At 67.8% G+C, this 14,355-nt stretch carries 14 protein-coding genes; 11 read left to right on the forward strand and 3 right to left on the reverse strand.

What is annotated here, in order from left to right; all coding sequences use genetic code 11:
* Positions 1 to 297: 297 nt before the first annotated feature.
* The 5 genes from R9X41_RS03715 to R9X41_RS03735 all read left to right on the forward strand — a co-directional run bounded on the left by R9X41_RS03715 (position 298) and on the right by R9X41_RS03735 (position 5,228).
* Positions 298 to 1,509 carry a flagellin gene (locus R9X41_RS03715; protein ID WP_318633552.1) on the forward strand — a complete coding sequence of 404 codons (1,212 nt, stop codon included), beginning with the start codon at positions 298 to 300 and terminating at the stop codon, positions 1,507 to 1,509.
* Positions 1,510 to 1,631: 122 nt separating this feature from the next.
* The gene (gene fliD / locus R9X41_RS03720; RefSeq protein WP_318633553.1) at positions 1,632 to 2,993 is read left to right on the forward strand and encodes a flagellar filament capping protein FliD; all 1,362 of its coding nucleotides are present in this window, start codon (positions 1,632 to 1,634) and stop codon (positions 2,991 to 2,993) included.
* A 104-nt stretch (positions 2,994 to 3,097) separates the two neighbouring features.
* Complete coding sequence (gene fliS / locus R9X41_RS03725) at positions 3,098 to 3,532, forward strand: flagellar export chaperone FliS (RefSeq protein ID WP_318633554.1); 435 nt, start codon at positions 3,098 to 3,100, stop codon at positions 3,530 to 3,532.
* Between the two features lies 1 nt (position 3,533).
* Entirely contained in the window at positions 3,534 to 3,833 is a 300-nt protein-coding gene (locus R9X41_RS03730; RefSeq protein ID WP_318633555.1) for a flagellar protein FliT, read from the forward strand.
* Positions 3,834 to 4,002: 169 nt separating this feature from the next.
* Positions 4,003 to 5,228, forward strand: a protein-coding gene (locus R9X41_RS03735; protein ID WP_318630877.1) for an IS3 family transposase whose coding sequence is annotated in 2 segments (ribosomal slippage) — positions 4,003 to 4,344 and positions 4,347 to 5,228 — 1,224 coding nt in all. Because the reading frame shifts where the segments join, the coding sequence is not laid out codon by codon here.
* Between the two features lie 47 nt (positions 5,229 to 5,275).
* On the opposite strand, the gene R9X41_RS03740 is transcribed toward R9X41_RS03735, so the two are convergent.
* The 3 genes from R9X41_RS03740 to fliE form a co-directional block, all read right to left on the reverse strand.
* Complete coding sequence (locus R9X41_RS03740) at positions 5,276 to 6,043, reverse strand: ATPase (protein ID WP_318633556.1); 768 nt, start codon at positions 6,041 to 6,043, stop codon at positions 5,276 to 5,278.
* Positions 6,040 to 6,309 (reverse strand): hypothetical protein, encoded by a 270-nt coding sequence (locus R9X41_RS03745; protein ID WP_318633557.1) that lies wholly within the window; start codon positions 6,307 to 6,309, stop codon positions 6,040 to 6,042. Before R9X41_RS03745 ends, R9X41_RS03740 begins: the two co-directional genes overlap by 4 nt.
* A 474-nt stretch (positions 6,310 to 6,783) precedes the next feature.
* A complete protein-coding gene (fliE, locus tag R9X41_RS03750; RefSeq protein ID WP_318633558.1) occupies positions 6,784 to 7,113 on the reverse strand; it encodes a flagellar hook-basal body complex protein FliE in 330 nt (109 codons plus the stop codon).
* A gap of 170 nt (positions 7,114 to 7,283) precedes the next feature.
* Here fliE and fliF point away from each other — a divergent pair, with 170 nt between their 5' ends.
* The 6 genes from fliF (at position 7,284) to R9X41_RS03780 (ending at position 14,223) form a co-directional block, all read left to right on the forward strand.
* Positions 7,284 to 9,056 (forward strand): flagellar basal-body MS-ring/collar protein FliF, encoded by a 1,773-nt coding sequence (fliF, locus tag R9X41_RS03755; RefSeq protein ID WP_318633559.1) that lies wholly within the window; start codon positions 7,284 to 7,286, stop codon positions 9,054 to 9,056.
* Positions 9,057 to 9,107: 51 nt separating this feature from the next.
* Entirely contained in the window at positions 9,108 to 10,103 is a 996-nt protein-coding gene (gene fliG / locus R9X41_RS03760; protein WP_318633560.1) for a flagellar motor switch protein FliG, read from the forward strand.
* Positions 10,096 to 10,845, forward strand: coding sequence for a FliH/SctL family protein (locus R9X41_RS03765; protein WP_318633561.1), 750 nt, complete (start codon positions 10,096 to 10,098; stop codon positions 10,843 to 10,845). Before fliG ends, R9X41_RS03765 begins: the two co-directional genes overlap by 8 nt.
* Before the next feature lie 62 nt (positions 10,846 to 10,907).
* Positions 10,908 to 12,314: a flagellar protein export ATPase FliI gene (gene fliI / locus R9X41_RS03770; RefSeq protein ID WP_318635141.1), complete on the forward strand. Its 1,407-nt coding sequence runs from the start codon at positions 10,908 to 10,910 to the stop codon at positions 12,312 to 12,314.
* Positions 12,311 to 12,787 (forward strand): flagellar export protein FliJ, encoded by a 477-nt coding sequence (gene fliJ / locus R9X41_RS03775; RefSeq protein WP_318633562.1) that lies wholly within the window; start codon positions 12,311 to 12,313, stop codon positions 12,785 to 12,787. The genes fliI and fliJ overlap by 4 nt, the downstream gene beginning before the upstream one ends.
* A complete protein-coding gene (locus R9X41_RS03780; protein WP_318633563.1) occupies positions 12,784 to 14,223 on the forward strand; it encodes a flagellar hook-length control protein FliK in 1,440 nt (479 codons plus the stop codon). Before fliJ ends, R9X41_RS03780 begins: the two co-directional genes overlap by 4 nt.
* Positions 14,224 to 14,355: the final 132 nt, after the last annotated feature.

The following is a 14,355-nucleotide window of genomic DNA, read 5'->3' on the forward strand; positions in this document are numbered from 1 at the left end:
TGCTGAAACGTTGCCGATACAAGAGGGGGAAAAGCGGCGGGAAATCTGCCCAGTTCCCGCGCTGCAACAGATAGGAAACCCCGAAGATTGCGGCGCTGCAGGAGCCACTCTCCGAGAGAAAACGCAAATTTTTCTTGGAGTACCCCTCAAGTTTTCCGCCAGGGGTACGAAAACAAGAGCAATGGATCCGCTTAGGGGTTCGTTGACCGGGGCAAGCCGGTCTGGGTGCTCCCCACAGTCGGGGAGCGTTGAGATCGGCGCTTTTGCCGGATGATTTTTTCAGTCAGGAGCTTCTAAATGGCCTCTACCATCAACACCAACGTCGCTTCGCTGACCGCTCAGCGGAACCTCGCAACTTCCCAGTCGTCGCTGTCCACCGCGATGCAGCGCCTGTCTTCCGGCCTGCGCGTGAACAGCGCCAAGGACGACGCTGCCGGTCTGGCGATTTCCGAACGCATGAACACCCAGGTCAAGGGCCTGACGGTGGCATCGCGCAACTCCAACGACGGCATCTCGCTGGCGCAGACCGCTGAAGGCGCGCTGGGCAAGGTCGGCGACATGCTGCAGCGTATGCGTGAACTGGCCGTCCAGTCGGGCAACGCCACCAACAGCGCCAGCGACCGCAAGGCCCTGCAGGCCGAAGTGAGCCAGCTGTCCTCGGAAATCGACCGTGTCGCCAAGACCACCACCTTCAACGGCGCCAAGATCCTCGACGGCTCCTTCGCCGGTGCGGTGTTCCAGGTCGGTGCCAACAGCGGCGACAACATCACCGTCGGCGCGCTGGCCAACGCCAAGGGCGCCGATCTCGGCACCGTGGCCTTCGCCCAGAATAGCCAGGCCAGCATCGATGCCACCACGATCACCGGCTACAACACCGAGATCGCCGCCGGCACGCTGACCATCGACGTCGGCTCCACCACCGTCAGCCTGGACAAGATCGCCGCCGCTTCGTCGGGCTCCGAGCGCCTCGGCCAGGTCGCCGCCGCGATCAACGCGAAGACCGCCGACACCGGTGTGACCGCCTTCGTGACCAAGAAGGACGACGGCACTTTCAGCCTGGAAATGCGTTCCGACGCCATGGACACCTCGGCCGCCACCCCGACGGCCACCACCGTGACCCTCGGCGGCTTCACCGCCGCCAACTCCGGCGTGACCATGACGACCCTGACGGCCGCCAGCTCGGACGACGACACCAAGGGTGTGGAAAGCATCGACATCGGCACCCAGGCCGGCGCCTGGACCGCCCTGAAGAAGATCGACGCCGCCATCGACTCGGTCAACAGCTCGCGTGCAGACCTCGGCGCCCTGCAAACCCGCTTCGAGAACGCGGTTTCCAACATCGCGATCCAGTCGGAGAACATCTCCGCCGCCCGTGGCCGTATCGTCGACGCCGACTTCGCCACGGAAACCGCCAACCTGTCGCGCTCGCAGATCCTGCAGCAGGCCGGTACCGCCATGGTGGCGCAGGCCAACCAGCTGCCGCAGGGTGTTCTCTCCCTGCTGCGCTGATCGGTCGGGGCGCGGGGCGGCGATGCGCCGCCCGGCCTCCACGGCGACGAAGGTCTTTCGACCCTCGTCGCCTTTTCTGCTTGCCGCCCGCGGCATGATTCACTGAGATTGAGAGGTTCCTCATGGCCAGCATCTCGTCGGTCGGTCTGGGCAGCGGCCTGGACGTCAAGTCCATCGTCAGCCAGCTCGTCGCCCTGGAAAAACAGCCGATCACCGCGCTGCAGACCAAGGAAGCATCGATCCAGACCAAGATCAGCAGCTTCGCGCAGATCAAGGGCCTGGTTTCCACCTTCGCCGACGCCGCGTCCAAGCTCACGCTCGACAGCGGCTTCAATTCCATGACCGTGGCCTCCAGCAACGCCTCGGCGGTGAACGCCACCGTCAGCGGCGTCGCCACGCCGGGCAACTACGCCTTCAGCGTCTCGCAGCTCGCCCAGTCGCAGACCAGCGCTTCGGGCGTGGTCGCCGCCGGCACCACGATGGGGCTGGGCAGCATCACCCTGCAGGTCGGCAGCGCGGCGGCCGTCACGGTGAACATCGTCGACGGCGACGACACCTCGCTCAGCGGCATCGCCGCCAAGATCAACGACGCCGGCGCCGGTGTCACCGCCTCCGTGGTGACCGATTCCAGCGGCCAGCGCCTGGTGATGCGCTCCAATTCCACGGGCGCTGCCAACGCGTTCACCGTCAGCACCAGCGGCTCCGGTCCGCTCGGCTCGCTGGCGTTCACCACCAAGCAGGCCGCCCAGGACACGCTCGCGCAGATCAACGGTGTGGACGTCACCTCGTCGGACCGCACCTTCAGCCAGGCGGTGCCGGGGCTCACCTTCACCGCCTCGCAGGTCACGACCACCGCGGCCGATGTCACCGTCACCGCCGACACCGCCACCACCAAGAAAAACATCCAGGCCTTCGTCGACGCGTACAACGCCATCAACGACCTGCTGAGCACCCAGACCAAGTACGACAGCGACAACAAGACCGCCGGCGACCTGCAGGGCGACTCCACCGCGGTGGGCATCCAGAACACGCTGCGCTCGATGATCGGCTCGGTCACCGCCAGCGGCGGCGCCTACAACCGGCTGTCGGACATCGGCATTTCGGTCTTGCGCGGCGGCAACCTGAGCGTGGACGACACCAAGCTGAGCAAGGCGCTGTCGACCCGCGACAGCGCGGCCGACGTGAAGAAGCTGTTCGCCACCAAGGACGCGGGCGAGGCCTCGAACGGCATCGCGGTGAAGTTCAAGGCGCTGACCAGCGCCATGCTGTCGTTCGACGGCACGCTCAACGCCAAGACCGACGCGCTCAATGCCGAGGACAAGCGCAACCTGTCCGAGCAGGACAAGGTGACCGCCCGTGCCACCGCCCTGGAAGCGCGCCTCAACGCCCAATACAGCGCACTCGACACCCGCATGGCCAGCCTCAATTCGCTGAGCGCCTACGTCAGCCAGCAGGTCACCAACTGGAACAAGAGCTCCAGCTAACTTGAGGGTGCGTAAGGTATTTTTTTATTCCTGCGTAACGGCACTTCATTTTGCCGGTACGGATCCGATAAAGATTACAAGAGCAACAGATCGAGGAAGCAACCATGTTTTCCCCCGCCAGCGCCCGCGCCGCCTCCAGTTACCGTAAAGCCAGCATCGATGGCGCCAGCCCCTACCAGCTGATCAACATCCTGTTCGAACGCACCCTGCAATCGCTGCGTGCAGCCCGCATCAGCCTCGAACAGGGCGACACCACCGCCAAGTGCCAGCACATCGGCATGGCCGTGCGCTACATCGAGGAAGGCCTGAAGCTGGGCCTGAACCCGGACCGCAGCGACGAGCTGGCCAATCGGCTCAGCGGTCTCTACGATTACTGCGTGCGCCGCCTGACGCTGGCCAACCTGCGCAGCGACGACGAACCCATCGCCGAAGTCCTGCACCTGGTCGAAGAGATCGCCGGTGGCTGGCGCGGCATCGCCGGCGAGGCCCAGCAGGTCCGCCCGGCGGCATCTTTCCCCTTTGCCCCCGTGGGAGCCTGACATGTCCGGATTGCTCATCGACTACTACAAGGCCATCGAGGACAGCAGCCGCAAGATGCTGGACGCCGCCAAGGCCAAGGATTGGGAAGAAGTGGTGCGCTACGAAGGCGCCTGCGCGGTCCTGATCGAACAGCTTCACTTCCGTGCGCAGACCGAGGATCTCCCTCCGGAGCACCGCACCGAGAAGATCAAGATCATGCAGCGCATCCTGCGCAACGACGCCGAGATCCGCTGCCTGGCCGAACCCTGGCTGGCGCAGTTCGATCAGCTGATGCAGGGTCAACCCCAGACGATGCACTGACCCCCGAGCTCGGCCGCTGCCGGCCCCATCGGGGGGGCGGCACTGGCCGGCAAAGCCGGACCTGCGATGTCCTCCAGCGAAAAAGCCACCTGCGCAGGTGGCTTTTTTTATGGGGCTGACCCGTCCTGCCCAGCGTTGACACCTCGACCTTGCAGAAAGGGCATGTGTCATGGAATCAGGGATCAAGCGCACGCAGCGTGACTACACGCTGGCTTTTAAGCTGGCAGTTGTCGCGCAGGTAGAAAAAGGCGAGTTGACATACAAGCAGGCTCAGATGCGGTACGGCATTCAGGGCCGCAGCACGGTGCTGGTGTGGTTGCGCAAGCATGGTCGCCAGAGTTGGGGCGTGGCGGCATCATCGGCAGCCATGCCGTTAAACAAGACCGCCTCATCGCTCACACCCGAGCAGCAGATCAAAGCCTTGCAGGTCCAGCTCCGGCTGGCTCAGGAGAAGGCGCAGCTCTTTGAAGCCGTGGTCGACGTGCTCAAGAAGGACTACGGGGTGCGCATCGTAAAAAAGCCTTTGGGCAAGTCCTCGCGCAAAAGCTCGTCCAAGGACTGAGCGTGAGCAGGGCTTGCCAACACATGGGCATGAGCCGACAGGCCTTCTACCAAGCCAGCAGCCGCCAGGCGCGGCGTACCGAGCAGGCACACGTTGTCGTGCAACTCGTGCGCGACCAGCGCATGCGCCAGCCACGCGTAGGCACGCGCAAGCTCCACTGCATGTTGCGCCAGCCGCTGCAGGACCAGGGCATCCGCCTGGGCCGTGACGCGCTCTTCGATGTGCTGCGTAATGCTGGCTTGCTTGTGACGCCCAGGCGGGCGTACCACAAGACCACCGACAGCCATCATCGCTTCCGGCGGCATCCGAACCTGCTCAAGGCGGGGCCGCAGCAAATCCATGCCACCGGCAGCGAGCAGGTATGGGTGGCCGACATCACCTATTTACCGACCGCTGGCAAGTTCGTCTACCTGAGCCTGATCACCGACATGTACTCCCGCAAGATCGTCGGCTGGCACGTGCATGCAAGCCTGCAGACAGAGGAGGTGGCCCAGGCGATGAAGATCGCCTTGCGGTCGCGCCAGACACGACAGGCCCTGGTCCACCACAGTGATCGAGGCATCCAGTACTGCTCGACCTATTACCAGGAGCTGCACCGACGCCATGGCGTCACCTGCTCGATGACCGATGGCTACGACTGCTACCAGAATGCTCTGGCCGAGCGCGTCAACGGCATTCTCAAAATGGAGTTTTTACTGAACCGCCCGGCCGATCTGCGCCAGGCGCGCCGCGTGGTCGAGCAGTCGGTGCAGATCTACAACCACGAGCGACTGCATACGTCGCTGAAAATGCAAACGCCCGATGCAGTGCACCGGGCGTCGCTGGCCGGCTGAACCGGCATTTTTAAACGTCCGGGGGTGTCAACTCTATTCAGGACGGGTCACGGGTGCGGCTCGAACGACTGCCAGAGCGCGGTGCGGACGAACCAGGCCGGCATTTCCCGGGCGTGCAGCTGGAGCTCGTCGCCGTCGGTGACTTCGGCGATCCACTGGTGGGCCTTGCCGGAGTTGTCGAAGATGTAGGCGCGATTGGCGGCGGTGCAGGCAGCGTCGAGCAAATCGATGGAGCGCCGGTACCGTGACCGGATCTTGTCCTCCGGCACGTCGTGGCCGCCTTGCTGCACCCGCAGTTTCACCCGCTGGATGTTGATCGCCGGATCGTCGGTCGCCACGAAATACAGGTAGGTCCGGTAACCCTGTTCCTGGGCATCGCGCATGAAGGCGATCTTGTCGGGCGAGGACATGACCGTCTCGAAGGTGAAGGTGCTGCCCTGGGCGAGCAGCTCGCGCCGGATGGCGTCTGCCAGCACGGCCGCGACATACGAATTGATCGCGCCCCTCGGCAGTCGAAGCGCCGCGTCCGATGCCAGCGTCAGGTGGCCGGCCACGCCTTCGAGGCCGTGCTTGCGCAGAAAGCCGGAGCCGTGCAGGTGGTCCGCCAGCCGCCGGCGAAGCACCGCCGGCTCGGTGGACAGGCCGAAATCCGCGAGCCGAAGACCGTCGACGCTGCCGAGCGACCTTTCGATGTCGTCCGCATTGACATAGGCCCCGATCCACCGGGGCCGCAGCAGGTGCTGGATGGTGCTTTTTCCGGACCCGTTGGGTCCGGCGAAAACCCGGAGCCGCGGCTGCGCGAGCGCCGCGATCACTGCATGGAAACGAGCTTGGGTGCCTTCACCCGTCGAAGCACCTGGCCCACCCGTACCGGCGTGCCGGCCGGCAGCGGCTTGAGGATGCGCACCGTGCCGTCTTCCTTCATCTCGACCAGATCGCCTTCGGCCGATTTCATGACCACCGCCCCGGTTTCCTGCAGGGCCCGGCGATGCGCCGCCCGACCGGCCTTCGCCGCCAGCGCGGGAATGCGGGCTTCAGCGGCCAGCATGGACGCTTCGCTGAGACGGGGAGAACGGCGCATGGTTCTTTCGCGTGGTGGATCGGCCCCACGATTTTGCTATGAATCGCCCAAAACACAGGCACCCACCGACTCAAAACCCCCATCGCCCCCCACGCCGCCCCCAAAAAAGCGCCGCAAAGCCGGCGCTTTTCGTTGGAGGACACCGCAGGGCCGGCTCTGCCGGACCGCCGGTGTCGCGCCCGGCAGGGGGGGCAGGCGGCCACCCGCAGTGGGCAAGCCTGAGCACGAACCAAGACTCGGCGCTTTCTCTTTTCGAGGACACCGCAGGGCCGGCTTCGCCAGACTGCCAGTGGCGCCCTCGGTAGGGGGTAGGCGGGCACACGCAGTGGGCAAGCCTGGGGGCGAGTCAGACCACGAACCAAGACTCGGCGCTTTCTCTTTTCGAGGACACCGCAGGGCCGGCTTCGCCGGACTGCCAGTGTCGCCCCCGGTAGGGGGTAGGCGAAGACACGAAGTGCGAAGCCTGGGGGCGAGTCAGACCTGCATATTCATGATGTCGGTATAGGCCTGCACCATGCGGTTGCGCACGTGCACCGTGGCCTGGAAGCCGATCTGGGCCTTCTGCATGGCGACCATGGTCTGCTCCAGGCTGACCGAGGGGTTGTCCAGCTGCACTTCGCGCTGCATGGCCGACGACTCGTTCTGGGCATTGCTGACCGATTTCAGCGCGCTCTGCAGCGCGGTGCCGAAGCTGCCGCCCTGGGTGCCGGCCACGCCCGACTGCGCGCCGAGCGCCTTGGAGGCGCGGGCACCGGTCAGGGCCTGGGTGTCGAGAGGCAGGGAAAGGCGGGAGATGGCGTCCATGGGGTGTTTCCTCGTCCGAGGATTTCGATGGCGCAATCCTAAAGTTTCCGGCCGAAGTGCCGAGGGGGAATAAGCGGGGGAAAGAGCGCCTTATCCGGTCAACGGCGCCGGGCGTTATCCGAATAATTCGGTCTCGGGGCAATGCCGCCCTACAGCCTTGGATCTACCCGATGTCCGCCGTCGCCGAACTTCCTGCCGCTTCCCTCGCCCCCGCAGTCGCCGCTCCCGCCTGGACGCAGCGCCTCTCGAGCCTCGACCGTGCCCAGCGCCTCAAGCTCGGCCTGGGCGTCGCGGTGCTCGTGGTGGCGGGTATCGCCGGCATCGTGATGGGCCGCCAGGCCGAATACCGGGTGCTGTTCAGCAACCTGGGCGACAAGGACGGCGGCGCGATCGTCGCCCAGCTGTCGACGATGAACATTCCCTACAAGTACTCCGAAGGCGGCGGCGCGATCCTGGTGCCCTCCGACCGGGTGCACGACATCCGCCTGCGCCTGGCATCGCAAGGCCTGCCCAAGGGTTCGGTGGCCGGTTTCGAGCTGATGGAAGGCAACCGTTTCGGCATGACCCAGTTCCAGGAACGCCTGACCTTCCAGCGCGGCCTCGAAGGCGAACTCACCCGTTCGATCCAGTCGCTGGCGTCGGTGCAGAACGCCCGGGTGCACCTGGCGCTGCCCAACCAGAACGGCTTTTTCCGCGAGCAGCAGAAACCCTCGGCCTCGGTGCTGGTGACGCTGCAGCCCGGCGCCGAACTCAACCGCGCGCAGATCGCCGGCATCGTGCACCTGGTCGCCTCGAGCGTGCCGGAAATGGTGCCCTCGGCCGTCAGCGTGCTCGACGACAGCGGCAAGCTGCTGTCGCAGGCGCCCGACGCGGCCGGCAACGGCGCCGGCGGTGGCGACGCCACGCAAATGCAATACACCCAGCAGCTCGAACAGAACTACGCCCGCCGCGTGCTGGAAATGCTGGAACCCATCGTCGGCCGCGGCAACGTCAAGGCCACGGTGACGGCGGATGTCGACTTCTCGCTGAGCGAGCAGACCTCCGAGCAGCACAAGCCCAACCAGTCGGCCGAAACCGGCGCGGTGCGCAGCCAGCAGGTGATCGAGAGCAGCGGCTCCAACCCCAACGGCAATACCCCTCCCACCGGCGTGCCCGGCGCCACCTCCAACCAGCCGCCGGCCCAGCCCGCCGCGCCGATCAACGGCCAGGCGCAACCGATCACGGCCGGCACCGGCAACACCGGCGGCGGCGCGGCCGCGGTCGCCACCACCAGCAAGCGCGAATCGGTCACCAATTACGAAGTCGACAAGACGGTGCGCGTGACCCGGGGCGGCACGCCCACGGTGCGACGCCTGAGCGCGGCGGTGGTGGTCAACTACGCACCGGCGACCGATGCCAAGGCCGGCCCGACCGCACTGTCGGCCCAGCAGATCGAGCAGATGACCGCCCTGGTGCGCGAAAGCATCGGTTTCAGCAAGGATCGTGGCGATTCGGTCAACCTGATGAACGCGCCTTTCATGGTGGCGGCCGCCGACACCAACGCCGTGCCGCTGTGGAAGCAGCCGGAAATCCTGGACCTGGCCCGCAGCATGGCCTGGCCGGTCGGCACCTTCCTGTTCGGCGCCCTGGTGCTGATGGGCTTCATCCGCCCGGCGCTCAAGGCGATGCGCCAGCCGCCGGTCAAGGTGCTGTCGCCGGGTGACCCGGGCTTCATCGCGCTCGACGGCAGCGCCGGGGGCGCGGGCTCCATCGGCGGCCAGCTCAACCTGGCGGTGAGCGACGACAACCCGCGCCCCGCACTTGGCGGCCCGGACGAAACCGCGCTGCTGCCGGCCTCGCCGCAACAGGTTCGCCTGGACGAGGCCCGCATGCTGGCCCGCAAGAATCCGATCGCCGTCGCCAACATCGTCAAGGAGTGGGTCAACGGAGAAGCACCGGCTTAAGCCTTCTACTGCGCTTTTCATCCGAAACATTTGCGAGCACCATCTAGCACCATGGACGATCAAGGACTCAACGACGCCGCGATCCTGCTGATGTCGCTCGGCGAGGAAGAAGCCGCCGAGGTTTTCAAGCATCTCTCGCCGAAGGAAGTGCAGCGCCTGGGCGAGACGATCGCCCGCATGCGCGTGGTGTCGCGCGACCGGGTCGACGAGGTCGTCGGCAAATTCATCGACGCCGCCGCCTCGCAGAGCCTGCTGGTCAACGACACCAGCGACTACGTGCGGGCCGTGCTCAAGCGCGCGCTCGGCGACGACAAGGCCTCGCTGCTGATCGACCGCATCCTGCAGGGCGGCGACGTCTCCGGCATCGAAAGCCTGAAGTGGATGGACCCGCTGTCGGTGGCCGAGCTGCTGCGCAACGAGCATCCGCAGATCGTCGCGGCGATCCTGGTACACCTCGACTACGAACAGGCCGCCGGCGTGCTGCGCAACCTCTCCGAGCGCCAGCGTGGCGAGGTGATGGTGCGTATCGCCACGCTCGAAGGCATCCAGCCGACCGCCCTGAAGGACCTCAACGAGGTGCTGTTCAAGGTGCTGGCCGGCGGCGACAAGGTGCGCAAGACCTCGCTGGGCGGCGTGAAGACCGCCGCCGAGATCGTCAACCTGATGGGCGCGGCCGTCGAGGCGCCGCTGCTCGACGCGATCCGCGGCTACGACGCCGACCTGGCGCAGAAGATCATGGACAAGATGTTCGTCTTCGACGACGTCGGCAAGATCGACGACAAGTCCATCCAGCTGCTGCTCAAGGAAGTCGCTTCCGAAACCCTCGTGGTCGCGCTCAAGGGCGCCGCACCGGAGCTGCGCGACAAGTTCCTGGCCAACATGTCCTCGCGCGCCGCCGATGCGATGCGCGAAGACCTCGAATCGCGCGGGCCGATGCGCCTGTCGGAAGTCGAGGCGCAGCAGAAGGAAATCCTGAAGGTCGTGCGTCGCCTGGCCGACGAAGGCCAGATCGTCCTGGGTGGCGGCTCGGAGGACAGTTTTGTCTGATTCCGGCGGTCATCGCTACAGCCGTTTCATTCCCGACGAGGAAATCGCCGGGTCGGCGCCCTGGCGCTTCGTGGCGGTCGACGAGCGCGTGCGCGTCGCCGAGGAAGCCGCCGCGCGCGCACATGCGCAGCAGGCCGCGGAGAACCAGCCCAGCTACCTGAAGAAGCTGCAGGACGCCTACGAGGCCGGTCGTCAGCAGGGTTTCGAGGACGGCCACGCCGAAGCCACGCTCGAAGGCGCGCAACGGCTCGACGCCTACGTCGCCGGCGAAGGCCGCGCGATCGCCGAACGACTGGCGGGCCTGGCCGGCTCCATGGGCGACAGCCTGGGCCAGGCACAGGACCGCATCGCCGTACAGGTGCTGGAGATGGCCTGCTCGATGGCGCGCCAGGTGCTGCGCCGAGAGCTCGCGTCCGACCGCCAGGCGCTGCTGCCGGTGGTGCGCGAAGCCATGGGCCAGCTGGTGGCCGACGGCCGTCCGGCCACGGTGCGGATGAACCCCGCCGACCTGGACCACCTGCGTGCTTCGCTGCAGGAAGAATTCGCCGGCGTGCCGGTGGCCTGGGTGGCCGACGCGGCCATGCCCGCCGGCGGCTGCCAGGTCGAATCGGCCGGCTCCGTGATCGACGGCCGGCTGCAGAGCCGCTGGCAGCGCGCCATCGCCGCGCTGGGCGTGGAGATGTCGCTCGATCTGCCGCAAGACGCGCCAGCCGAAGACTCCCCCGAAGACGGAGCCGCCTGATGGCCGACGCCCTGTCCGCCCAAGTCGCAACGCAGGCCCAGGTCGGCGCCTGGGACCGCTTCATGACCGCCGCTGTCGGCCGCACCGCCGAGCCGGTCGCGCTGGCCTCGCACGGCACGCTGACCAAGCTCACCGGACTGGTCCTGGAAGCTTCCGGCCTGCGGGTGCCGGTGGGCGCGCAATGTTTCATCCGCCAGGCCGGCCAGCCGCAGGTGCTGGCAGAGGTGGTGGGTTTCGCGGGCGAGCGGGCATTTCTGATGCCGGCCGGCGACATCTACGGCCTCTCCAGCGGCGCCAGCGTGGTGCCCACCTCCGCCGAGCCACCCGCGCTGCGCTGGGGCCGTGAGAACCCGCCCGCGCCGCGTACCGGTGCCGGCGCCAGCGTGCTGCGCCTGCCGCTCGGCGACGGGCTGCTCGGCCGGGTGGTCGATTCGTGCGGCGAGCCGCTGGACCGCCAGGGCCCGCTCGACAACGTGACGCCGCAGCCGCTGGACCGTTCGCCGCTCAACGCCATGGACCGCGACCCGGTGCGCGAGCCGCTCGACACCGGCGTGCGTGCCATCAACAGCCTGCTCACCGTGGGCCGTGGCCAGCGCCTGGGCCTGTTCGCCGGCTCCGGCGTGGGCAAAAGCGTGCTGCTGGGCATGATGGCCCGCTACACCCAGGCCGACGTGATCGTGGTCGGCCTGATCGGCGAGCGGGGTCGCGAAGTCAAGGAATTCATCGAAGACATCCTGGGCGACGACGGGCGCGAGCGCTCGGTGGTCGTCGCCGCACCGGCCGACGCGCCGCCGCTGCTGCGCATGCAGGGCGCGGCCTATGCGACGGCGGTGGCCGAATACTTTCGCGACAAGGGCCAGCACGTGCTGCTGCTGATGGATTCGCTCACCCGCTACGCCATGGCGCAGCGCGAGATCGCGCTGGCCATCGGCGAGCCGCCCGCCACCAAGGGCTATCCGCCGAGCTGCTTCGCCAAGCTGCCGGCGCTGGTGGAGCGCAGCGGCAACGGCCTGCACGGCGTGGGCTCGATCACCGCCTTCTATACCGTGTTGTCCGAAGGCGACGATCAGCAGGACCCGATCGCCGACGCGGCGCGCGCCATCCTGGACGGCCACATCGTGCTGTCGCGCACGCTGGCCGAGTCGGCCCACTACCCGGCGATCGACATCGAGCAGTCGGCCTCGCGGGTGATGCACAACGTGGTGTCGCGCGAACACCTGGACATCGCGCGCAAGTTCCGCGCGACCTATTCCCGCTACCAGCAGGCCAAGGACCTGGTGCAGGTCGGCGCCTATGCGCCCGGCGCCGATCCGCAACTCGACGAGGCGATCACGCTGCAGCCGGGCATGGTGGCCTTTCTGCAACAGGGCATGTTCGACGCCGCCAATCTGGATGAGTGCGTGCACGAAATGGCCGGCATCCTGGCGCCGCAGCAACAGCAACAACAGCCGCCCGGGGGCTTTCGATGAGCGCCGGCAAGGGACGCGGCATGCAGATCGCCGCCGACATGGCCCGCCGCAAGCGCGACGCCGCCGCCGCCGACCTCAATCGGGGCCGTGCCGCCGAGCGCGCCGCGCACCACCAGTTCGAGCAGCTGACCAACTACGCCCGCGACACCGAGTCGCGCTGGACCGAGCAGGCGCGCGTCCTGGCCACGCCGGAGCTCATGACGCACCACTACCAGTTCATGACGCGGCTGCACCACGCCATCGGCCTGCAGCGCGACGTGCTGCAGCAGCACGCCCGGCAGATCGAACTGCTGACCGGCCGGGTGCGCGAAGCCGAACTGCGCCTGAAGAGCCTGCAGATGGTGATCGACCGCCAGCGGCTCGACGCCGAGAAAGTGTTGGCGCGCCGCGAACAGAAACAGACCGATGAGATGGCCGCGAACCTGTTCCGCCGGACAGCCGCCGCCGTACTGGAAGAAGGATCGTCCCGATGACCGTCGAAAACGCCGGCGCAGTGCGCCACCCGACCCGCGCCGCCCATGCGGGCCATGCTGCCGCCAACCGCGGTGCCGCAACCGCCGCAGGCGCCAACGACGCGCCGGCTGCCGGTTTCCTGTCGCTGCTGGGCGCCGTGTCCGACGGCAGCGACCTGCTGGACCCGGCCGCGCTGACGCTCGACGGCGCGGTGGACGACGGCACCGCGCTGAGCGGCCAGACGCTCGCCCGGGACGCAGCCGAAGACGGCACCGACGACGCCAGCACGCTCGCCGCCTGGAGTGGCTGGCTGCAGATGCCGGTCGTCGTGCCCCCGACCACGCCGACCACGCCGGCCACCGGTGCCGCGCCGGGCGTTTCCACCACACTCGCCGACACCACCGGCAAGCCGGCCGGCCTGCGTTCGCTGGCCGCCGATGGCTTCAAGGCCGATTCGGCCAGCCCGGTCGCCACCACGGCCAGCACGGTTGCTACCGAGGTCGCGCAATCGACGTCCGCCAACCCGGCCGCTGCCGGCAAGGCGCCGATCGCGGCCGACGCCGCACGGCCCGCCGCCCCGCCGGCCGGCGCCCAGGCGCTGCGTGTTGGCAGCCTGTCGGCGGTGGCCGCGGCCAGCCGCGCCCATGCGGCCGCGACGGCAGACGCTCTGTCGGCACAGGTCAATTCGATCTCGGTCGGCGGTACAGCCGCTGTCACCGACCCCGACGGCCGCTCCGCGCGCGGCACGGCTTCCACGCTGTCGCTGGGCGACGGCGGGCAGGGCCGCTGGTCCAGCATGCTGTCGGACATCGTTCGTGCGCCGGCCGAATCCGCCACCGGCGGCTTCGGCGAGAACGGTGCGCAATCGCAACACCACGGCGCCGATGCGCAGGCCCGCGGCGGCGAGGGCCTCGGCACGACCGCCGCCGGTTTCGGCCAGACCGCTGCCGGCACCGACGGCGGCGCATTCTCCGCGGCATCGGCCCCGACACCGGGCGCCGACATGCCGATGGCCGGCACCGCCAACGTGCTCACGCAGGACGAATGGCTGGCCGCGACCACGCCGTCGCTCGAATCCCAGGGCTTGCAGACCGCCGAACTCACGGTCGATGCCTTCGGCGCGCCGGTCGACGTGCGCATCTCGCTGTCGGGCGCCGACGCCGAGGTGAGCTTCCAGACCGACCAGGCCGACACCCGTGCCGCGCTCGGCGGCGCGGTGTCCGAACTGCAGAACCTGCTCCAGCAGGAAGGTCTTGTGCTGTCGGGCGTCACCGTCGGTGGCTCGGGCGCCCAGCAGCAGCAGGGCGGTTTCCAGGCGACGGCCGATGGCGGCGGCAGCCGGGGCGACACACGTCGTGCGGCCCGTGCCGACGCCGGCCAGGTGGAGACGGTGGCCGAGCCGGTCGCCCGCAGCCGCCCGACGACCGGACGCGGCGCGCTCGACGTTTTTGCCTGACCGGCCCCGGCGGACGCCGGTGCCGCCCAGCCATCGCTTTGCGCTTGCCATCGATAACGGGCGTTTTCGCCGCTTATTCGGCCGACCGCCGCGTGCGGCCTCCTCAATAATGGCGTGTCCGCTGGTCACGTG

It is taken from the genome of Xylophilus sp. GOD-11R (assembly GCF_033546935.1).
Classification (GTDB): Bacteria; Pseudomonadota; Gammaproteobacteria; order Burkholderiales; family Burkholderiaceae_C; genus Xylophilus.

Excerpts from the sequence above, each read along its gene's own strand:
- R9X41_RS03715 (WP_318633552.1), top strand. The coding sequence starts at position 298 with ATGGCCTCTACCATCAACACCAACGTCGCTTCGCTGACCGCTCAGCGG.
- fliD (WP_318633553.1), top strand. The coding sequence starts at position 1,632 with ATGGCCAGCATCTCGTCGGTCGGTCTGGGCAGCGGCCTGGACGTCAAG.
- fliS (WP_318633554.1), top strand. The coding sequence starts at position 3,098 with ATGTTTTCCCCCGCCAGCGCCCGCGCCGCCTCCAGTTACCGTAAAGCC.
- R9X41_RS03730 (WP_318633555.1), top strand. The coding sequence starts at position 3,534 with ATGTCCGGATTGCTCATCGACTACTACAAGGCCATCGAGGACAGCAGC.
- R9X41_RS03745 (WP_318633557.1), bottom strand. The coding sequence starts at position 6,309 with ATGCGCCGTTCTCCCCGTCTCAGCGAAGCGTCCATGCTGGCCGCTGAA.
- fliE (WP_318633558.1), bottom strand. The coding sequence starts at position 7,113 with ATGGACGCCATCTCCCGCCTTTCCCTGCCTCTCGACACCCAGGCCCTG.
- fliF (WP_318633559.1), top strand. The coding sequence starts at position 7,284 with ATGTCCGCCGTCGCCGAACTTCCTGCCGCTTCCCTCGCCCCCGCAGTC.
- fliG (WP_318633560.1), top strand. The coding sequence starts at position 9,108 with ATGGACGATCAAGGACTCAACGACGCCGCGATCCTGCTGATGTCGCTC.
- fliI (WP_318635141.1), top strand. The coding sequence starts at position 10,908 with ATGACCGCCGCTGTCGGCCGCACCGCCGAGCCGGTCGCGCTGGCCTCG.
- fliJ (WP_318633562.1), top strand. The coding sequence starts at position 12,311 with ATGAGCGCCGGCAAGGGACGCGGCATGCAGATCGCCGCCGACATGGCC.
- R9X41_RS03780 (WP_318633563.1), top strand. The coding sequence starts at position 12,784 with ATGACCGTCGAAAACGCCGGCGCAGTGCGCCACCCGACCCGCGCCGCC.